Annotated in this window: 20 protein-coding genes and 1 pseudogene; 15 read left to right on the plus strand and 6 right to left on the minus strand. The window is 57.2% G+C overall.

Annotated elements, in window-relative coordinates; translation table 11 throughout:
• Positions 1–86 precede the first annotated feature (86 nt).
• A pseudogene (locus FO268_RS21825) lies at positions 87–533 on the minus strand (efflux RND transporter permease subunit); the annotation flags it as partial.
• On the opposite strand from FO268_RS21825, the gene FO268_RS21830 reads away from it, so the two are divergent.
• Positions 533–763, plus strand: coding sequence for a hypothetical protein (locus FO268_RS21830; protein WP_075195133.1), 231 nt, complete (start codon positions 533–535; stop codon positions 761–763). The pseudogene FO268_RS21825 and the gene FO268_RS21830 overlap by 1 nt on opposite strands.
• A gap of 30 nt (positions 764–793) precedes the next feature.
• On the opposite strand, the gene FO268_RS21835 is transcribed toward FO268_RS21830, so the two are convergent.
• Positions 794–1,408: a TetR/AcrR family transcriptional regulator gene (locus tag FO268_RS21835; RefSeq protein ID WP_150995317.1), complete on the minus strand. Its 615-nt coding sequence runs from the start codon at positions 1,406–1,408 to the stop codon at positions 794–796.
• 258 nt (positions 1,409–1,666) lie between these two features.
• Here FO268_RS21835 and FO268_RS21840 point away from each other — a divergent pair, with 258 nt between their 5' ends.
• Genes FO268_RS21840 through FO268_RS21860 form a run of 5 tightly spaced genes read left to right on the plus strand, consistent with a single transcriptional unit; the run spans position 1,667 to position 7,657 of the window.
• Entirely contained in the window at positions 1,667–2,152 is a 486-nt protein-coding gene (locus tag FO268_RS21840) for a PaaI family thioesterase (RefSeq protein WP_014422288.1), read from the plus strand.
• Positions 2,149–2,640, plus strand: coding sequence for a PaaI family thioesterase (locus FO268_RS21845; protein ID WP_008170315.1), 492 nt, complete (start codon positions 2,149–2,151; stop codon positions 2,638–2,640). The genes FO268_RS21840 and FO268_RS21845 overlap by 4 nt, the downstream gene beginning before the upstream one ends.
• Complete coding sequence (locus FO268_RS21850) at positions 2,630–3,532, plus strand: alpha/beta fold hydrolase (RefSeq protein ID WP_053115258.1); 903 nt, start codon at positions 2,630–2,632, stop codon at positions 3,530–3,532. Before FO268_RS21845 ends, FO268_RS21850 begins: the two co-directional genes overlap by 11 nt.
• 37 nt (positions 3,533–3,569) lie before the next feature.
• Complete coding sequence (locus FO268_RS21855) at positions 3,570–4,622, plus strand: efflux RND transporter periplasmic adaptor subunit (RefSeq protein ID WP_150995318.1); 1,053 nt, start codon at positions 3,570–3,572, stop codon at positions 4,620–4,622.
• The gene (locus FO268_RS21860) at positions 4,619–7,657 is read left to right on the plus strand and encodes an efflux RND transporter permease subunit (RefSeq protein WP_150995319.1); all 3,039 of its coding nucleotides are present in this window, start codon (positions 4,619–4,621) and stop codon (positions 7,655–7,657) included. The genes FO268_RS21855 and FO268_RS21860 overlap by 4 nt, the downstream gene beginning before the upstream one ends.
• Before the next feature lie 246 nt (positions 7,658–7,903).
• On the opposite strand, the gene FO268_RS21865 is transcribed toward FO268_RS21860, so the two are convergent.
• The gene (locus FO268_RS21865; RefSeq protein ID WP_150995320.1) at positions 7,904–8,680 is read right to left on the minus strand and encodes an enoyl-CoA hydratase; all 777 of its coding nucleotides are present in this window, start codon (positions 8,678–8,680) and stop codon (positions 7,904–7,906) included.
• 210 nt (positions 8,681–8,890) lie between these two features.
• On the opposite strand from FO268_RS21865, the gene FO268_RS21870 reads away from it, so the two are divergent.
• The 5 genes from FO268_RS21870 to FO268_RS21890 all read left to right on the plus strand — a co-directional run bounded on the left by FO268_RS21870 (position 8,891) and on the right by FO268_RS21890 (position 13,952).
• Positions 8,891–10,555 carry an AMP-binding protein gene (locus tag FO268_RS21870; protein ID WP_150995321.1) on the plus strand — a complete coding sequence of 555 codons (1,665 nt, stop codon included), beginning with the start codon at positions 8,891–8,893 and terminating at the stop codon, positions 10,553–10,555.
• Between the two features lie 36 nt (positions 10,556–10,591).
• On the plus strand, positions 10,592–11,359 hold the full coding sequence (locus tag FO268_RS21875; RefSeq protein WP_053115253.1) for an SDR family NAD(P)-dependent oxidoreductase: 768 nt from the start codon (positions 10,592–10,594) through the stop codon (positions 11,357–11,359).
• Between the two features lie 32 nt (positions 11,360–11,391).
• Positions 11,392–12,177: an enoyl-CoA hydratase-related protein gene (locus tag FO268_RS21880; RefSeq protein ID WP_150995322.1), complete on the plus strand. Its 786-nt coding sequence runs from the start codon at positions 11,392–11,394 to the stop codon at positions 12,175–12,177.
• Positions 12,178–12,231: 54 nt separating this feature from the next.
• Positions 12,232–13,371, plus strand: a complete 1,140-nt coding sequence (aliB, locus tag FO268_RS21885) for a cyclohexanecarboxyl-CoA dehydrogenase (protein WP_150995323.1) — start codon at positions 12,232–12,234, stop codon at positions 13,369–13,371.
• An 83-nt stretch (positions 13,372–13,454) separates the two neighbouring features.
• Positions 13,455–13,952, plus strand: coding sequence for a MarR family winged helix-turn-helix transcriptional regulator (locus FO268_RS21890; RefSeq protein WP_041336258.1), 498 nt, complete (start codon positions 13,455–13,457; stop codon positions 13,950–13,952).
• 197 nt (positions 13,953–14,149) lie between these two features.
• On the opposite strand, the gene FO268_RS23395 is transcribed toward FO268_RS21890, so the two are convergent.
• On the minus strand, positions 14,150–14,638 hold the full coding sequence (locus FO268_RS23395; RefSeq protein ID WP_404802940.1) for a GGDEF domain-containing protein: 489 nt from the start codon (positions 14,636–14,638) through the stop codon (positions 14,150–14,152).
• Between the two features lie 48 nt (positions 14,639–14,686).
• Here FO268_RS23395 and FO268_RS22895 point away from each other — a divergent pair, with 48 nt between their 5' ends.
• From FO268_RS22895 to FO268_RS21910, 4 genes are all read left to right on the plus strand, one after another.
• A complete protein-coding gene (locus FO268_RS22895; protein ID WP_041336255.1) occupies positions 14,687–14,968 on the plus strand; it encodes a carboxypeptidase-like regulatory domain-containing protein in 282 nt (93 codons plus the stop codon).
• 9 nt (positions 14,969–14,977) lie between these two features.
• The gene (locus tag FO268_RS21900) at positions 14,978–15,325 is read left to right on the plus strand and encodes a carboxypeptidase-like regulatory domain-containing protein (RefSeq protein ID WP_075195142.1); all 348 of its coding nucleotides are present in this window, start codon (positions 14,978–14,980) and stop codon (positions 15,323–15,325) included.
• A 324-nt stretch (positions 15,326–15,649) separates the two neighbouring features.
• Complete coding sequence (locus FO268_RS21905; RefSeq protein ID WP_225316959.1) at positions 15,650–15,883, plus strand: acetyl-CoA hydrolase/transferase C-terminal domain-containing protein; 234 nt, start codon at positions 15,650–15,652, stop codon at positions 15,881–15,883.
• Between the two features lie 107 nt (positions 15,884–15,990).
• Entirely contained in the window at positions 15,991–17,568 is a 1,578-nt protein-coding gene (locus tag FO268_RS21910; protein ID WP_053115248.1) for a hypothetical protein, read from the plus strand.
• Between the two features lie 50 nt (positions 17,569–17,618).
• On the opposite strand, the gene FO268_RS21915 is transcribed toward FO268_RS21910, so the two are convergent.
• Complete coding sequence (locus FO268_RS21915) at positions 17,619–18,089, minus strand: hypothetical protein (RefSeq protein WP_075195143.1); 471 nt, start codon at positions 18,087–18,089, stop codon at positions 17,619–17,621.
• A gap of 245 nt (positions 18,090–18,334) precedes the next feature.
• The gene (locus FO268_RS21920) at positions 18,335–18,574 is read right to left on the minus strand and encodes an AbrB/MazE/SpoVT family DNA-binding domain-containing protein (protein ID WP_041336913.1); all 240 of its coding nucleotides are present in this window, start codon (positions 18,572–18,574) and stop codon (positions 18,335–18,337) included.
• Between the last annotated feature and the right edge of the window lie 189 nt (positions 18,575–18,763).

Here is an 18,763-nt window from a genome sequence, read left to right on the forward strand (position 1 = left end):
TAAGCACTTCGGCCTCATCGAGGAACACCGCCCCACCGTGATCCAAGGTGGGGCGGTACAGGCGATTTTCTTTTGCTCAATATTTCCTAATCACCGCTTTTTAAACCTTTCCGCCAGTCCCCCAAATCCTCAATTAACTTGTAGTACAACGGCACAAAGAACAGCGCAAGTGTGCTGGCGGCGATCATACCCCCAACCACCACGGTACCAATCTCCTGTCGGCTAGCAGCACCGGCGCCGGTGCTGAAGGCCAGCGGCAGGGAGCCAATGATGAACGTCAAGGCGGTCATCATAATGGCCCGGAACCGCTGTCTGGCTGCTGCACTGGCGGCTTCCGCTGCGGACATACCGGCTTTACGATTCTGAGCGGCAAACTCCACAATCAGAATGGCATTCTTCGCTGCCAGCCCAATCAGCACCAGCAAGCCAATCTGGAAGTAGATGTCGTTGGGGAAGCCCCGTATCCTGGCAGCCAGGATCGCACCAAAAACCCCGAACGGAACGGCCGTAGCAACCGCTACCGGTAGACCCCATGGCTACCAACTTGCCCGCCAATGTCATCCCGGATTATGCCTATCTGGAAGAGCAGTCGGGGCGCTACGATTATGACCAGCGTCCTGTTGTTGGTCTGGGTGGCGTGGGCGTTGGTTGGCATTCGCCTGGAATCCAGATTGCCCTTACACTCAGAGCGACGACCAGTCAGGATGAAAGTAATAAAGATGCACTTTCTTTTGGGACTGTGTCGGCTGCGTATCGCTTCTGAGTGCCGAGCCATTTTCGGGCAGTGTTTACCCTATGCCTTGATTCCTTTATTGATCACACCGTCCATAGCGATCTGCCAGATCAAATCACCAATGGCGTCGAGTGAATGAGCCCCGCTCGGGTCGAACCAGGTTGCAACCCAGTTGAGCGCCCCAAGGCCGATCAGGCGGAGCAAACGGCCGTCAACATTCTTCCGGACCACGCCCTGCGCAATCATTGTTTCGAGGATACCGGCCCACAGGGACTCGTACTGGTCACGCAGTTCGATGATTTCCTCGCGAGCCTCCGGGCCCAGCGCCCGCCATTCAAACAGCAGCACGTAAACCGCGTCCGAATCCACCAACAGGGTGCGCAGATGCGCGTTGATACAAAGACGCAAACGCTCAACCGGGTCGTCCGAGCTTGCGTAAGCCGACTCGACCTCTGCGGTCACCAGGTCCACTCCCCGGCGCATCAGCTCGACAAGCAGCGCTTCCTTGCTGTTGTAACGATAATACAGACTTCCGGGCAGCATATTGCAGGCCTCGGCAATCTCCTTGAGCGACGTCCTTTCAAAGCCTTTCTCACGAAAAAGCCTGGCTGCGTTAGACAAAACGTCGCCCTGGTCGCCCAGTTTGCTTGCAGGAGTCATCTGTCTGTTAACCATCGCTTAAGTATCTCCTCAGCAAGCCAGTTCGTTATTCATCAGAGCGGCCACCACCTGACTCGTTACACTGATCGTACGCCATTGCACGGGTGGCGTGCCATTTGCCTCAACAGATTCTTGACTTTTGGTTGGTTAACCAACCAAAATCCAGCAACAATGTTATTCGGAAGAAACTGACATGGCAATGACCTATGACAATCAGCTGTTTCCCGCCACTTCCGCCCCTGTGCGAAATGCAAACCGGGGTGGGCAGATCTGATGACGGAGTCGAACAGAGCTCAGCACAGTGACGCTGTGACGACGGCGTGGCAGTTCACCGAACAGGTTCCCCACGGCAGGGATCTGGGTATGCAGGTTGTCTCTGTGAACGGAAACCAGGTCTGCATGCGCCTGACCCCTCAGCCATGGATGTTCGCCGAAGAGGATACAAAAGAAATCTGCACCAGCGTGCTCTACTCGCTGGCCGACTCCGCCGGAGGCTTGGCGGTATTCGCGGGGGCCCTGGAGTTGATGCCCATTGCCACGCTGGATCTGCGCATGGATTATCTGCGGCCCGCCATCGGCGACCGTGCCCTCTTGGCGGTGGCCACCTGTCGTCATTTAACGGACGAGGTCGCGTTCATCCATTGCGACATCCTCAGCGAGAGCGATAGTGCACTGTTAGCGACGGCAAACGCCACCTTCATGCGCAACACCCAGGGCCAGCGATTCCAGGCCGGTGGACGAAAAAAGGAGGGCGCATGAGCACGACCGGCGATTCGGCACAACCCATCTCAGGCCCTACCGAAAGCGGGAAAGAATGTTCCGACTGGCAGGCTCTGCTGGAGCGCATTCCCTACGCACGGCACCTTGGGCTTGAGGTTCAACGCGACGATGTAGGTCTAGTGGTTCATATGCCGTGTCGTGAAGCGCTCATTGGCAACTTTATGCTACCCGCCCTCCATGGCGGCGTGCTTGGCGCCCTGATCGAACTCACCGCGCGGGTCGCTGCGCAAAGCCAGGATACAGACAAACGTTGCCCACGCATTCTCGACAGCCACATTAACTACCTCCGCTCCGCGCAGGCCCGATCGACGTTCGCCAGCGCCGAAATTGTTCGACAAGGCAGGCGGAGCAGCCTGGTCCGGGTGACCTGCTGGCAGGGCGATAAGCGCAAACCAATCGCCAGCGGTCAGGTTCAGTTGTTGCTCCCGACAATGGCGGCCAAAGAAGCAGATCTTCATGAACAATAAGCACAACAACCCTGAACGCGACCAATTCCAGGCGCCGGATGGCGCGGAGATCGCACTGTGGCGTTGGCCGCAATCCAAAGCGCGCCCCACGGTGCACTGGGCGCATGCAACGGGTTTCCATGGCCGCCTGTACCGCCCCCTCCTTGATGAGCTTGCCACGGACGTCAATGTCCTGGCCTGGGACATGCGGGGGCACGGGGCCAGCGCCGGTGCGGCGAACTTTTCGACATTCCGGGGCTGGGAAACCTACTATCGCGACATGATCGCTCTGCTGGATAGCCTGGACGAGCCGGTCTGGCTCGCCGGCCATTCCATCGGTGCCACCACCAGCATCATGGCCGCTGCCCGACGGCCAGACAAAGTGCTGGGCCTGATTCTGGCGGAGCCGGTAATCATGGATCCGGGGCAGGGCCTGAAGCTGTGGCTGGCCAAACTGCTACGCCAGTCACATCGGTTGTCACTGGCCGCCGGAGCCGCACGTCGGCGCAGGGTATTCGACTCGCACGCTGCTGCACTGGACAACTATCGGGGCCGCGGTGGCTTCAAGACCTGGCCCGAAGCATGGCTGGAAGCCTACATCCAACACGCCTTCGAACCGCAGGAAGATCAAGTTCAATTGGCGTGTGCGCCGGAGTGGGAGAGCACCACTTTTGCCCATACCGAACACAACCCCTGGCCCGGTATTCGTCAGTTGCGGTGCCCGGTTATCGCGCTGGCGGCGGAACGCGGGTCAACCTTCTCGCCGGCGGCGCGAAAACGCCTGCAGACCCTGCTGCCCAGGGCTGACGTCATGGTTCTTGAAGGTACGACCCACTTCCTGCCCATGGAGCAGAACGAAACCGTTCGCGATGCCATCCTGCAACTTGCTTTGTCCGGACACCGCGAGAACTGATACCCACACCTTGATTTTGCTAATCGGGACACCTGCCATGCGCTGTATGCTGACACTGTTTATCTCGCTGCTCATTCTGTCTGGTTGTCAGCAGTCTTCGGAACCGCCCCCAGAGGCCCGCGCCCCTATCCCCTGGGTAAAAACAGTTGAACTAAAGGACGCCGGCCCAACAGCGCACAGATTTTCAGGAACCCTGCGAGGCCGCCACGAAGTTCCTCAGGCCTTTCAGATCGCCGGTCGGATTCAACATCGTTACATTGATGCCGGTCAACGCGTGGAAAAAGGCGACTTACTGTTCAAACTCGATACACGAGACCTTGTAGCAACGGCGGAGGGAGCCGCGGCGGATCTGAAGCGTGCAGAAGCGGCCCTGGCAATTACCACCAATGAGCTCCAGCGCCAGCAGCAACTTGTGGGGCGTCAGTTTGTCAGCGAACAAACCCTGCAACGCCTTGAATTGGCAGAGCGTGAGGCGCGCAGCCAGGTGCAAACGGCTTCTGCACGCAATCAGCAGGCTCAGAATGCCTTGGGGTATGCGGAACTGAAAGCCGCCAATGCAGGCGTGGTCACTGAGGTCATCGTTGAACCCGGCCAGGTTGTGGGTGTCGGTCAAACCCTTGCCGTTCTGGCCGAAGATCAATCGCTGGAAGTCGAGGTTTTTTTACCAGAGGGCAGTAACCCGCCCAGGCGCGGTTATGTTCCTTTGCCCACTGGCGAACAGCTTGCTGTGAGCCTGAGAGAGATTGCCGGGGCTGCCGACCCCGCAAGCCGGAGCTGGCGTGCCCGATACAGCCTGGAGGGGCCCTACCCCTCATCTTTAACCCTGGGTTCGGTAGTGAGTGTCCGGTTAGCACAGAAGCAAACCGCGCCCAGCCATCGCGTACCGCTGGGTGCCCTCGATGAGAGAGGGCAAACGCCGCAGGTCTGGTTGGTCTCCGATGGCACGGTGAAGCCCCTTGCGGTCGAGGTGATCGATCTGGGTGAAGAGTATGCGCAGATCAAGGCCGATATCAACGCGGGAACGCCCATCGTCGCGTTGGGGACACACCTGCTCACGCCTGGCATGGCGGTGCGGGAGATGGCTCAATGAGCTTACCGAATCTTTCCGCGCTGGCAGTGCGCGAGCGTTCGGTCACCCTATTTTTTCTTTTGCTGTCCGTTGTTACTGGTTTCTACGCGTTCTCCTCCCTTGGTAGGGCGGAAGACCCTGCGTTCACCGTCCGGGCGATGGTGGTTTCTGTCGTCTGGCCAGGAGCAGCCCCCGAGGTGCTGCAGAATCAGGTCGTGGATCGTCTGGAAAAGCTAATTCAGGAGGTGGCGTATACCGATACCATTGAAACAACCATCCGGCCCGGGCAGGCCGCCATGCTTATCCGATTCCAGGATTCTACGCCCAGCGAAAAAGTGCCGGACCTCTTCTATCAAGTCCGCAAACGCATGCTCGATGAGAGGCCCAATCTGCCCCGGGGTGTGATCGGCCCCATCGTCAACGATGATTTCGCGGATGTGTATTTCTCCCTGCTGGCGCTGACGGCACCCGGGATGCCGATGCGTGAACTGACCCGCGAGGCAGAATCGATACGGAATCGCCTGCAACGGCTGCCCGGCTTGCAAAAAGCACAGCTCCTGGCGGAGCGTCCTGAGCGGGTGTATCTCGAATTTGATCAGGACCGGCTCAACAACCTCGGTTTGTCGGCAGAAGAGGTGTTGCAGGCGATAGAGGCCAACAACCGTCTTCAGCCTCTTGGCTTTGTTGATCTTGCCGGCCCGCGGGTTTATGTCCGCAGCAACATCGACCTGTCTGACCTTGAGCGCCTCACCTCAGTGCCTCTGCGTATCGGAGACCAGCTTATCACCGTGTCTGATCTGGCCGAGGTGCGTTTAGGTTATGAAGATCCTTTGAGCTACATCGTCCGCTCCAACGGTGAGGATGCGATCCTGTTAGGTGTCGTCATGCGCGCGGGTGAAAATGGCCTGGAGTTTGGTGAGCGGCTGCGCGAGTTTGTCAGTGCCGAACAGGGCAGGCTGCCGCTGGGAATGTCAATACAGACCCTGACCGATCAGGCGGAAGCCATCACTCAGGCGGTTGACCTTTTTCAGGTCAAGTTTCTGGTTGCGTTGGTCGTCGTGATGGGGGTCAGCATACTGGCGATCGGTCTGCGCGCGGGTTTGGTGGTGGGCATTGCGATTCCTGTGACCCTCGGCCTGACTTTCTTGTTGATGAAAATGGCGGGCATAAACCTGGACCGCATCACCCTGGGAGCCTTGATTATCGCACTGGGCCTGTTAGTGGACGATGCGATCATCGCCATTGAAATGATGATTGTGAAGATGGAGAGCGGCTGGGACCGGGTACGGGCAGCCAGTCATGCCTGGAGCGTAACAGCCGCGCCCATGCTGTTTGGAACGCTGGTGACGGTGGCCGGATTTGTCCCCATCGGATTTGCTCAGTCCGGGGTGGGGGAATACACCGGCAACATCTTCTGGGTGCTGGCTTTTTCGTTGTTGATTTCCTGGGTGGTGGCGGTAACCTTTACGCCTTATCTGGGCGTCAAGCTCTTGCCCGATTACATCGGGCATACGGGCCAGGACCTCTACCAAAGCGCGTTTTATCAGCGGTTGCGCGGGGTGATCACAGCGTGTGTACAGTACCGGAAAACCGTCGTTTTTATCACAGTGGGTTTGCTGGCGATCAGTGCTTTCGGGATGGTAACCCAGGTGCAGAAGCAATTTTTTCCCAGTTCTGATCGCCCCGAAGTTCTGATCAGTGTCTATGCTCCACAGGGGAGCGCTATTGCCACCACGGATCAAAGTGTCAGACGCCTGGAAGCGATTCTGATGGACATGCCGGAGGTGAAAAGCCTTTCCGCTTACATCGGTGCCGGTGCACCCCGATTCTTCGTATCGGCAAACCCCGAGCAGCCGGACCCGGCATTTGCCAAGTTGATTGCCATTGGGCAGGACGTTGAAGGGCGCGATCGCATCATCTCGGCACTGGAAGCCAGAATCGCGGCGGGGGAATTTCCGGAGGCACGAGTGCGTGTAACGCGTTTGCTGTACGGTCCCCCGGTGGTCTGGCCGGTCAGTTTTCGTGTGCTGGGTCCGGAAGCCGATCAGCTCAGAGAGATCGCGCACCAGATCCGGACTCTCATGACCGGGCATCCGAACATCGTCATGCCGCATCTCGAATGGGATGAGCGTGTGCCCACTCTCTATCTTGATATGGACCCGGAAAACCTGGGTTGGATGGGCCTGACCCCGGCGGAAGTTGCCCGGCAACTGCAGTTCCAACTCCGCGGAGTGGCCGTCACCGAACTGCGCCAGGGCATAAGGAGCGTTCAACTGGTGGCGCGTAATGCCCGTGGCGAAGTGATCATGCCGGAAAATCTTGAAATCAAAACCCGCGACGGCCGCAAACTTTCCGTACAGCAACTGGGCAAGTGGCAGGTTCGTTACGAGGACCCCGTCATAAAGCGTTACAACCGTGACCCCTTCCTGGCCGTTCAGGCCGATGTAGAAGGTGCCCAGCCACCGGATGTCACCAAGGAAATCTGGAGTGCGATGACAGCCCTGCGTGAACAGTTGCCGGAGGGTTACCGTATTGAAATTGGCGGTACGGTGGAACAATCAGCCAAAGCCAATGCTTCAATCCAGACATTACAACCGGTGATGTTGGCGTTGATGCTGATCTTCATCATGCTTCAGATGCGTTCATTTATCGGCACATTGACTGTTCTTGCCACCGCGCCACTGGGGCTGATTGGGGCTGTGCTGGCTCTGCTGCTGTTTAATCAACCCTTTGGCTTTACCGCGCTGCTGGGGCTGATTGGCCTGGGCGGCATCCTGATGCGAAATACCATGATTCTGACGCAGCAGGTGCAGGACAACTTCAAAGCAGGAATGGCTGCCCGGGAAGCGGTTATCGAGGCGGCAGTCCAGCGTGCCCGGCCCGTGGTGCTCACCGCCCTGGCGGCCGTTCTGGCGTTTGTACCTCTGACCTTTGACCTGTTCTGGGGGCCGCTGGCTTATGTCCTTATCGGTGGCGTGGCGGTCGGCACTCTGATCACGCTATTGTTTGTCCCGGCGCTTTATGCCCTCTGGTTTCGCCTAAAGAACGAATACTGAGGAAAGCCGGCTACGTGAGTGCGGACAAGTGCCCTGTCACGCAGTCACCGATCTGCAGATCGAGGGTGTTTTTTGCCTGCATTGCTTGTTGGTGCAGGTCCTTTAACCAATCTGCGCCTACTGGGCACCCTGGAGCCGGGCGTAAATCTGCGTCTGGAGCAGGAGCGGATTTCGTTTACGGCCTTGCGGGAGAGGTGAAATAAATAGCCATAGCCGCGCCTGGGCATGTGTGGGTTAACGGTTCTGTTACCGGTGCTGCCACCGGGGCTGACGTTTCTCGAGAAAGGCGGTCATGCCCTCGTTGCGGTCTTCGGAGGCAAAGCTGGACCACAGCAGACGGCGCTCGTACTCGATGCCCGCTCTCAGGGGAGTCTCGAACGCCTGGTTAACCGCATCCTTGTTGATCATGGTCGCCATCTGCGAGTAGCCGGCGATCTCGGCCGCGACCGCGAGGGCCGTCTCGAGCAGATCGTCAGTCGGCACCACCCGGCTGACCAGACCACTGCGTTCGGCTTCCTGCGCATCCATCACCCGACCCGTCAGGCACAGGTCCATGGTCTTAGCCTTACCGATGGCCGGGGCCAGTCGCTGGGTTCCTCCAGCTCCAGGCAGGGTGCCGATCTTCACTTCCGGCTGGCCGAAACGGGCGTTATCGACGGCGATCAAGAGGTCGCACATCATCGCCAGCTCACAGCCACCGCCGAGTGCCAGGCCGGCCACCGCGGCAATCACCGGTTTGCGGCATCGGGTCACGGTTTCCCAGTTAGCGGAGATGAAGCGCTCCCGGTAAGCCCGGGAAAAGTCCAGGGCGTGGACTTCGGAAATGTCTGCGCCGGCGGCAAAGGCTTTCTCGTTGCCGGTAATGACAATCGCGCGAATGGCGTTATCTGCTTCCAGGGCTTCCAGAGCGGACGTCAATTCGTTCATCAAAGCGTTGTTCAAAGCGTTGTACACTGCTGGCCGGTTGATCCGGACGAGAGCCACCGCCTTGTGCCTTTCAAGCAATATGTTGCTGTACTCCATAACCACCTCTACTAATATCTGCTTTCTTATTACTGTTTTTAGAAATCTATATCGTTGATGACGTCGATTTTAAAGGCTACACTCGAGAATTTTTTAACGCAACATGTTGACATATTAATTTGCGAAGGCGTATGTTGAAGCGGACAAGGTAATGACCTGCTTTTGTGGTCAGGTCACCCAACAACAAACCAGACACAACAGGTGACTCAGATGGATACAGGCATCACTCTCAATCCGCAACGCCGTGCCGCCATGATCGAAAGCGGCGCCTGGACCGACAAGCTTATTACCGACTATCTGGATCAGGCAGTAGCCAGCACCCCGGACCGGGAAGCCATCGTCGGCTACCAGGTCACCAGCGACACGCGCGGTGCCCTCACCTATCGCGAACTCAATGACAGGGTCACCCGCATGGCCGCAGGCCTGGCGGCCATGGGTATTGATAAAGGCGACCTGGTGGCCTGCCAATTGCCAAACTGGTGGCAGACCACCGCCCTGCATCTGGCCTGCATCCGAATCGGTGCCATTCTCAACCCGCTGATGCCCATCTTCCGGGAGCGGGAACTGCGCTTCATGCTCAAACATGGCGAGGCCAAACTTCTGGTGATTCCAAAGATCTTCCGTGGCTTTGACTACGAGGCCATGATTGACGGTATTCGCGGAGAGCTGCCGAACCTCGAAACACTGCTGGTCATCGACGGAGAGGGGGAACGCAGTTTTGAACAACGTCTGATGGAGACGCCCTGGGAAGAAAAGCAGGACACCAAAGCCCTGTTTGCCGAGCGCCAGCTCAGCGCCGATGATGCGGTCCAGATCCTCTACACCTCCGGCACCACTGGCGAGCCCAAGGGGGTTGTACATACCTCAAATACGTTGCTCTCGAACGTCAGGGCCTTCTCCGACCGGTTGCACCTGACCTCAAATGACAAAGTACTGATGGCGTCTCCGGTGGCCCACCAGACCGGCTTCACATACGGCATACTCGTGCCCATCTATCTGGGCACCACCTCCATACTTCAGGACATCTGGGACGCAGAATACGTCTGCAACGTAATTGCCACCGAGAAACCGGCTTTCACTATGGCGGCGACACCGTTCCTGGCCGACCTCGTGAAAACCGCGCCCAAGCACGAGGGTGAACTGGATTCCCTGAAGATCTTCGTCTCCGCCGGCGCACCGATCCCCAGCGCCGTTGTGGAACAGGCCGGGAAGGTATTGAATGCAAAAATTGTTTCAGCCTGGGGCATGACCGAAAACGGCGCGGTCACTACGACCTGCCCGGAGGATCCCGACGAGCGAGCCAGCCAATCCGACGGTAAGGCCCTGACCTACACGGAAGTGAAAGTCACCGACTTCCAGGGCAACGAACTGCCTGCCGGAGAAGAAGGCAGCCTGCTCGTCCGGGGCTCCAGCCTGTTTGTCGGCTACCTCAAGCGACCCGAACTCTATGGCGTGGACGAAGGCGGCTGGTTCAACACCGGCGACCTCGCGCGCGTGGACAAGGACGGCTACATCCGCATCACCGGCCGCACCAAGGATGTGGTGATCCGTGGCGGCGAGAACATCCCCGTGGTTGAGGTGGAGAACCTGCTCTACAAGTTTCCCGGCATTGCCGATGTGGCTTTGGTGGGTTGCCCCGACGAGCGCCTGGGTGAGCGGCTGTGCGCCTACGTTACCCTCGACGAGAACGCCACCGGCCTGACCCTCGACGAGCTCAAGAGCTACCTGACCAAACATCAGCTTTCCAAGAGCTATCTGCCGGAATACCTGGAAGTGATCGAGGCCATGCCCCGCACCGCCTCCGGCAAGATCCAGAAATTCAAACTGCGGGAACAGGCGAAAGAAGTGCGCCTGGAACCGGCCAAACGCGCCTGACCCGACCCATTACTCTGAGCAACAGGAGAACAACCCATGAAAGGCCTTAACGGAAAAACAGTCATTGTTACCGGTGGTGGTGGCGGCATCGGCCGCGCCGTATCGCTCCGCTTTGCCGAAGAAGGCAGCCTGGTTGCAGTTCTGGACCGTGACGAAGCCACAGCCCAGGCCACCGTGGACCTGATCACCGAAGCCGGTGGCAAGGCCCGCGCCTACGCCGCCGATATCACCGATTATGCGGCCATTACCGAGACGGTGGCGGCCATCGAAAACGATCTGGGCGTACCCACGGTGCTGGTGAACAACGCCGGCTTCGACCGCTTCATGCCGTTCCTGAAAACCGAGCCCAAGCTCTGGGACCAGCTGATTGCGGTGAATCTCACCGGTGCCCTGAACATGCATCACGTGGTGCTGCCGAAGATGATCGCCGCCGGTGGTGGCAAGGTTATTAACGTGGCCTCCGACGCGGCCCGGGTGGGCTCCTCCGGCGAATCCGTCTACGCCGCCTGCAAGGCCGGCCTGGTGGGCTTCAGCAAGACCGTGGCGCGGGAACTGGCCACCAAGAACGTGTGCCTGAACGTGGTCTGCCCCGGCCCCACCGACACCGCGCTGCTCAAGGGCGTGGCGGAAACCGCCCCGAACCCGGAGAAGCTGCTGGAAGCCTTCCGTAACGCCGTGCCCATGAAGCGCCTGGCCCAGCCGGAAGACTACCCCGGCATCATCGCCCTGCTCGCCAGTGACGACGCCAACTTCATTACCGGCCAGGTGATCAGCGTGTCCGGTGGCCTGACCATGGCCGGCTAAGCCACCCATTACATGATTTAGGAGAATCCATCATGAATTACGAAGACATCCTGTACGACGAAACCAACGGTGTCGCCACCATCACCATCAATCGCCCGGACCGTTACAACGCCTTCCGCGGCCAGACCTGCATGGAACTGCTGGACGCCTTCAACCGCGCCGGCTGGAACAAGGACATCGGCGTGATCGTGTTCACCGGCGCCGGCGACAAGGCGTTCTGCACCGGTGGTGACCAGGGCGCTCACGAGGGCGGCCAGTATGACGGACGCGGCCTGATCGGCCTGCCGGTGGAGGAACTCCAGCGCGTGATCCGGGAAGTGCCCAAGCCGGTGATCGCCCGGGTCAATGGCTTCGCCATCGGCGGCGGCCATGTGCTGCATGTGATCTGTGACCTGAGCATCGCTTCGGAAACCGCCATCTTCGGCCAGGTCGGCCCCAAGGTCGGGTCGGTGGATCCCGGCTTCGGTACCGCTTACCTCGCGCGGGTTGTCGGTGAGAAGCGCGCCCGGGAAATCTGGTACCTGTGCCGCAAGTATTCCGCTCAGCAGGCACTGGAGTGGGGCCTGGTCAACGCCGTGGTGCCGCCGGAGCAGCTGGACGAGGAAGTGCAGAAGTGGTGCAACGAAATCCTTGAAAAAAGCCCCACCGCCCTGACCATCGCCAAGCGCTCGTTCAACGCGGACAGCGACAACATTGGCGGTATCGGTGCCCTCGGCATGCAGGCCCTGAGCCTGTATTACGACACAGACGAGTCCAAGGAAGGCGTCAATGCCTTCAAGGAAAAGCGCAAGCCGGACTTCCGGAAATTCTACAAGTAAGCGGTCCGGCCCGGTGGCAAAACCACCGGGTCACCGACACTCCCGGAGAACACCATGAATTTCGCATTTAACGAAGAACAGAACGCGATCCGCGACGTTGTGGCCCGCTTCAGCGCCGAGGTGCTGGCTCCGGGCTACCGCAAGCGGGATCAGGAAGGGATCATCGAGAAAGACGTCATCCGCCAGCTCGGCGAGATGGGTCTGCTCGGTGGCGAACTGCCGGAAGAATTCGGCGGCAGTGGCATGGACTGTGTCACCAGCGGCCTGATCATCGAGGAAATCTCCAAAGGGGATTTCAACGTTGGCTACATTCCCCTGCTGACCTCCCTGAACGGCCAGATCATTGCCAGCCACGCCGCCCCGGACCTGGCCCAAGAATGGCTGCACGGCATGACCACCGGCCAGAAAGTTGCCTGCATCGCCCTGACCGAGCCCCACGGCGGTTCCGACGCGGCCAACCTGCGCCTGAAGGCGGAGAAGAAGGGCGCCGTGTACGTGCTTAACGGCGAGAAGACCTCCATCTCCATGGCCGACCAGGCCGACGTGGCGGTGGTGTTTGCCCGCACCGGCACGGTGGAGCAGCGGGCCTCCGGCATCAGCGCGTTTCTGGTGCCGATGAACACCCCGGGCATCACCACCACCCGGTTTGAAGACAACGGCCAGCGCGCCATTGGCCGTGGCTCCATCTTCTTCGACAACGTGGAAGTACCTGCCCACAACATGATGGGCGACGAAGGCAAGGGCTTCAAACAGGTGATGCAGGGCTTCGACTACAGCCGCGCCCTGATCGGCCTGCAGTGCCTGGCGGTGGCCCAGCAATCCCTGGATGAAACCTGGCAGTGGCTGACCGAGCGCAAAGCCTTCGGCCAGAACCTGTCAGCCTTCCAGGGCCTGACCCATCCGCTGGCCGAATACCAGACCTTCGTTCATGCCGCGCGCATGCAGTGTTACCATGCGCTCTGGCTGAAGGACAACAACCTGCCCCACAATGCCGAAGCCGCCATGAACAAATGGTGGGGGCCCAAGCTTTCCTTCGATGTGGTAAAACAGTGCCTGCTGGCCCACGGCCACACCGGCTGGGGTGAAGACCTGCCCTTTGCCCAGCGGTTGCGGGATGTCCTTGGCCTGCAGATAGGTGACGGTACCGCGCAGATCATGAAGAACATCATCGCCCGCGAATACCTGCCGAAGTGATGCACCCCATGTCCTCTGCGATTCGGGGTGCTGGTGACAGCCTACCCTGGCCTGAAAGCCAGGGCGGCACTACAGGAGCACAGATGATCGTCAACGAATCCGGAGGCATACCCAACCGCCTTTTTTTCCGTCTGTTCCAGACCGGAAACATCCTGCAGCGGCAGGTCCAGAACGAAATGGGCATCAGCGCCGTGCAATGGGCGGTACTGGGCGCGCTGTCTCGGGAAGGGTTTGAGGACGGAACTTCGTTCAACCAGCTCAAAGAATATCTATACGTCAGTCGCCAAAACCTGGATGGTGTTCTGAAGCGAATGGAGAGAGATGGCCACGTTGTCCGGATACCGGATCCCCAAGACCGCCGAGCTCGACTGGTGGTACTTACCGAATCTGGTCGGACTTTCTGGAATCGACTGCAGGACACTATTGCCGAGTTTTACAAACAGGCCATGCAGGGGATGAGTTTTGATGACGGCGTCAGCTTGCTTCACCTTCTGAAGAAGCTTCAGCATGGACTTAGTGACGTTTCGCTGAAATCGACCATCCCGGAGCACAATGATACTGAGGATCTCGACGCCGAATGACGCCTAACTCAGCAGCTTGGTCATGGAAGTAGCTGGCGGCTTTACAGAAACGTACGCATTGCAGCCCTGTTCTTGCCAGACCGCTTCGCGAGGTACATGGTTTCATCAGCTACCATGAGGGGCTTTATCGACTCGACCGGGTGTTTCATTGAAGGTGACCACGCCAAGTGAAAACGTCAACGGCCAGTCATTCTTCTTCATCTTGTTCTCCAAGGTCTCGACCAGGCGCGGGATAAACTTCCTGGCCGCGTCGAAATCCGTATCAGGAAGCAACACCGCAAATTCGTCGCACCGATGCGTGCTGGGAAATTGCCGCTACGAAGGCCAGACCTGAGGGTATCCCCCACGTCTTTGAGCACTTTGCCCCCCTCTGCGTGGCCGTAGTCATGGTTAATCGGCTTGAAATTATCCAGATCAATACTGATTAGCGTGAAATGTCGACCGTATCGAGAAAGTCGCTCGATGGAGCGTTCAAGCTCTGCTCGAAAGCTCCGAATGTTAGCAATCGACGTAAGGGGATCTGTCCGGGCAAGCGGTCGCTCCTGATCCAGTTCGTTCCGTAGCCTGGTCACAAGGTATCGCTGCTCGGACACATCCTGACAAATCGCCGGAGTGTAACTACCGCAGGCCAACGTAATCTGCCTCAGAATAATAACGATGGCGAAGCGTGTCCCGTCCCCTCGCACAGCCTCCAACGCAGAATTTGTAATCCGTGACTCCTTCTCTGGAGTTTCGTGGAAATTGCCAGCGTCAGCAAGAGAAACGGAAAGTTTGTTGAAGAAGGTTATGCGGCCGTATTCATCTCCGAAGCTGAACGAGTTATCTCCATCATTTCTGGCGAATTCGAACCAGAAACAATGATGATAAATGGTGGCGTGTTTGGCCTTAACGATAAGGCACCTGTGAGTGGCGCAACCGTTGACGTCGGTTTCATTGAATCGGGATCGACTTTTACAACATCCACCGATAACGATGGTCTTTTTTCGATTGGGGATCTGACGGAAGCTGGGCTTTAGGTTGTTGATGTGACAACGGTTGATGGTGAAACAGGCACCGCGCAAGGCAGCTTGCTTGAAACTGAAAATACATCTTCTGTGCTCGTTACTGTAAACCTCGCTGGTAGTGGTGCAATCTATGGCACAGTTTATGACGAAGCCGGACTCCCTGTTCCCTCCGCTCTCGTAACAGCAATCTTTCCTGATACAGACAGGAAGTACTCGGCAATATCGACAAGCGACGGATCATTTGCACTGACAAATGTGCATGGTGATGGAACCCTGATTCTCGTTGGTATCAACAACGACACTGGTGAAAGCGGTTCTGCCACTGGAGTTCTATCGAGCTTCGCCTCCCAGATCACGCGCAACGTGTGACAATAGCTGCTCCTCAAACAGTCAATGCCGAGTTCCTGAACACAGGGTTCGAAAATGGCTTAGAAGGCTGGTCTACAGAAGGCTCAGTGACCATCGTCGATCGAAACCTCATGTTCACAACCCCCGACTCTGGCAACTAAGGGAGAATTACGATATGGATATTATGAGCAAAGCAACGCCAAAGTTGGGCGTCGTTATCTCTTGCACTGCAATTATACTTCTCAGCGGTGCACAAAATGCAGCTGCAAATGGCTGCCTGACCCTGACCCCCGTAATAGGTCCACCCAGAGTTGGAAAAATCCGGCCAGAAACGTTTGGTCGTTCGTGGCCCTTCGCTCGACGGCGCAAGGCGGAAGCGTCAGCCGTGTCGTGCCAAAGCTACGGGGCGGCACGGTGACGGACCCCAGGAACGACGTTCATATGGTCGTAACGGAACATGGTTGCGTGAATCTTAAAGGCCTTTCGATTCCGCAAAGAGCCAGAGAACTTATTAATATCGCAGATCCGGAATTTCGAGAAAGCCTGGAACACGACGCTAAGACGATAGGATTGCTATAAAACCTGGAGGTCAGAAACACAGGCATATAGATGAGCTACAGGTTTAACCAGATCTTAATGGTTGCAGGCTAGAGTCTGAGGTTCAATTCAACGAAGAGTAGTTCCCTATGTCTGGCGATTCTTCCCTGTTAGTCGAAAAATTATGGCGATTAAAACGTCGCATTGATAAGGGCGCCTGCCCCGGCGTCGAATTCGTTCATCTGAATACGCTTCTCAGAGAACCCGCTTATCGTGCGGATGTACTCAGGCGGGTTGAGCTGTCAGGTAAGCCGGAACTTCAGGCCCTGGCCAAAGAGATACAGCTTAGCGACAACGGCCAGCCGCTCATGGCGAAAGAAACTACTGCCCGCTTTGAAGCAACAGAAGAACCTCGTACTGCGCAAAAGAGCTGGTTGCGACGCAACTCTCTCATCGTTTTCCCGGTCTTGGCCATTGGTTCGGCGGCAGTCGGGTTCACTGCATTTGAAGACCGTTCTGTACGCGTTGATTCTGACATTCTGGTTGATACCACCTGGGAATCCGGCAAACGGTACATCCTTGAGAAAACCATCTATGTTGAGAACTCCAACCTCAACATAGAACCCGGTGTTACCGTCGAAGGCGAACATGGATCAGCGCTTGTCGTGACCGCAAATTCGAAGCTTTTTTCCCGAGGTTCAGCAGACAAGCCAATAGTGTTTACCAGTGCCCAGACTGAGGGCAACCGATCGCGTGGCGATTGGGGCGGCGTTGTTCTGCTTGGCAACGCACCGGCGAATCAGCCCGAAGCCTCCATCGAGGGGCTTCCCGAGGGTGAAACCCGAGGTGCATTTGGCGGCACTGACGCCGAAGATTCCTGTGGGGTTGTGGAATTTACCCGAATCGAATTTGCTGGTTTCGAGGTTTTCAAGGATAACGAGCTCAACGGCCTGACGCTGGGCGGGTGTGGCAACAGCACGATTGTCAGAAATGTTCAGGTCCACCGGTCTCTCGACGATGGCATTGAAATGTTTGGCGGCAATGTCGATCTCAAGAACATCGTCATCACTGGTGCAGGAGACGACAGCATCGACTGGGATTGGGGCTGGACCGGAAATGTCCAATTCGCAGTAATCCAGCAGCATCCAGATGCCGGCGACAACGCCTTCGAGGGTGATAACAACGGTAACGACCACGAAGCCCTTCCCCGCTCAGAACCCACCTTCTACAACGTCACACTCGTGGGTGGCGGCAACAGCCAGAAGAAACACCGCGGCATGGTGCTTCGGGAAGGTTCAGGTGGCCATTTTCACAATATGTTGATCGACAGCTACGCAATTGAGGCTATTGATACTCGGGATAACGTGCTCTCGGTTATCAATCGCGGCCGACTGACGTTTGGTAACAACCTCTTGGCCAACCTAGGGCATTTAGGAAGGGTCACCCAAGAGTCCGGCAAGGATGACGACGACTTCGGCTTCAGCGAGCAAGCCTGGATGGAAGAACCACAGAATAACAATGTATTCCGTGTCGAAACTGCGTTGTTCCCTAACGCCAAAGACCTCACCAATCCGGTTTTCATGCCTAGGGTGCAACTGCGGCAAATGAACGCAACACGCCCACCACAAAGCGAATTCTTTGATGAGTCGGCTAACTTTGTAGGTGCTGTGAGCCCGGTATCTGCCCAAAGCTGGCTCGACGGCTGGACGGACTTTCCCGCAAATTAACCATCAGACCAGCTTCACGGGCCACGGAAGGCCCTTCTGACATCTTTAAGTCAGTTCCAGTCCTGGCTCGATTTGAGCATTTGGTTTTTGTAGGGCGCGATCGTCTCAAGCAAAACATTGGAGCGGGAAAACCAGCTGCGAGCCCAGGCGATTTCATTCTCCGCTTCATCATAAATGGTCGACTCAATGGTCCATTGGTGAAGGTCGGAGTGAATGACTCGGGCAACAGCTGCAACGCGGCTTTCCCAAAGGGCCTGGAAAGGCTGCAATTCAAACTTGTAACATTTGGCCAGCCGTGAGGTTTCCTGAGTATTGGCAGCTAAAAGAGAGGCATCATGCAATAGTTGAAAGATCACAGATTCTTTGACCACCCCCCATGGAGAATTGGAGAACGGAGTGAGCCTTACAGAAATCGAGCAATAACCAATTTCCAGCTCAATGTTGGGACGGATCCAAGCATCGGATGTTGATGACAGGTACAATGACGTTAATGCTTTGAAATGGCTATTTTTTTGAGACATCGCCTCCCATCCTCCAATCCGCTCTGCCCGATTGACATGGCATTTAAACGATGGAATCAGGCCTCTTTACCCACTCCAAGAAAAAAGGCTTGGCAGCTCGGGCGAAAGGTGGGCCATGATTTCGAGCAAGAGTAGCTTCATGCCACTGCTTTCAGCTCCTAGAATCCTCTCATAGTATGTCATTGTGGAGACAGCCTCTTTTTAGGAATGTCCGCAGTAACGGGGTAGCACCCGACATGGAGGTATCAGCCTTTGCCCAACGGCTGATCCCGTTCCACCATGAAATCCTCTGAAACTCGCTCACTGGAGTCAAAGAATTCATCCCAAACGGGATCGGTAGGTCGCTCATAGCGTTTAACTGAACCTCTCAGTCGCTCCAGTGGTGAGTGCCCTTTCATATTGGGCTGAGCGAACTCTTCGGTATGCGCCGAATCCGCATCCAAATCTTCCAGCAACTCCTGCTCAGTAAACTGTTTCTTTTTCACCTCGTTTATTCCCTCAGTGAGAATCATTGCCTCGAAGGGTAGTTTAGCAGGGAGTCAGCTGCGGCAGCGCTCCAGGAACGCTTTCAACCATCGAGCTTCCGGCTTTGTCGGCTTAAGATCGTACTGTTTCACGATACGAACGAACCTTGCCACATAACCGCACTGGCCTGACGGTGGCACCCATTCATC

It is taken from the genome of Marinobacter denitrificans, assembly GCF_008795955.1.
Classification (GTDB): Bacteria; Pseudomonadota; Gammaproteobacteria; order Pseudomonadales; family Oleiphilaceae; genus Marinobacter; species Marinobacter denitrificans.

Excerpts from the sequence above, each read along its gene's own strand:
- FO268_RS21830 (WP_075195133.1), top strand. The coding sequence starts at position 533 with ATGGCTACCAACTTGCCCGCCAATGTCATCCCGGATTATGCCTATCTG.
- FO268_RS21835 (WP_150995317.1), bottom strand. The coding sequence starts at position 1,408 with ATGGTTAACAGACAGATGACTCCTGCAAGCAAACTGGGCGACCAGGGC.
- FO268_RS21840 (WP_014422288.1), top strand. The coding sequence starts at position 1,667 with ATGACGGAGTCGAACAGAGCTCAGCACAGTGACGCTGTGACGACGGCG.
- FO268_RS21845 (WP_008170315.1), top strand. The coding sequence starts at position 2,149 with ATGAGCACGACCGGCGATTCGGCACAACCCATCTCAGGCCCTACCGAA.
- FO268_RS21850 (WP_053115258.1), top strand. The coding sequence starts at position 2,630 with ATGAACAATAAGCACAACAACCCTGAACGCGACCAATTCCAGGCGCCG.
- FO268_RS21855 (WP_150995318.1), top strand. The coding sequence starts at position 3,570 with ATGCGCTGTATGCTGACACTGTTTATCTCGCTGCTCATTCTGTCTGGT.
- FO268_RS21860 (WP_150995319.1), top strand. The coding sequence starts at position 4,619 with ATGAGCTTACCGAATCTTTCCGCGCTGGCAGTGCGCGAGCGTTCGGTC.
- FO268_RS21865 (WP_150995320.1), bottom strand. The coding sequence starts at position 8,680 with ATGGAGTACAGCAACATATTGCTTGAAAGGCACAAGGCGGTGGCTCTC.
- FO268_RS21870 (WP_150995321.1), top strand. The coding sequence starts at position 8,891 with ATGGATACAGGCATCACTCTCAATCCGCAACGCCGTGCCGCCATGATC.
- FO268_RS21875 (WP_053115253.1), top strand. The coding sequence starts at position 10,592 with ATGAAAGGCCTTAACGGAAAAACAGTCATTGTTACCGGTGGTGGTGGC.
- FO268_RS21880 (WP_150995322.1), top strand. The coding sequence starts at position 11,392 with ATGAATTACGAAGACATCCTGTACGACGAAACCAACGGTGTCGCCACC.
- aliB (WP_150995323.1), top strand. The coding sequence starts at position 12,232 with ATGAATTTCGCATTTAACGAAGAACAGAACGCGATCCGCGACGTTGTG.
- FO268_RS21890 (WP_041336258.1), top strand. The coding sequence starts at position 13,455 with ATGATCGTCAACGAATCCGGAGGCATACCCAACCGCCTTTTTTTCCGT.
- FO268_RS21910 (WP_053115248.1), top strand. The coding sequence starts at position 15,991 with ATGTCTGGCGATTCTTCCCTGTTAGTCGAAAAATTATGGCGATTAAAA.
- FO268_RS21915 (WP_075195143.1), bottom strand. The coding sequence starts at position 18,089 with ATGTCTCAAAAAAATAGCCATTTCAAAGCATTAACGTCATTGTACCTG.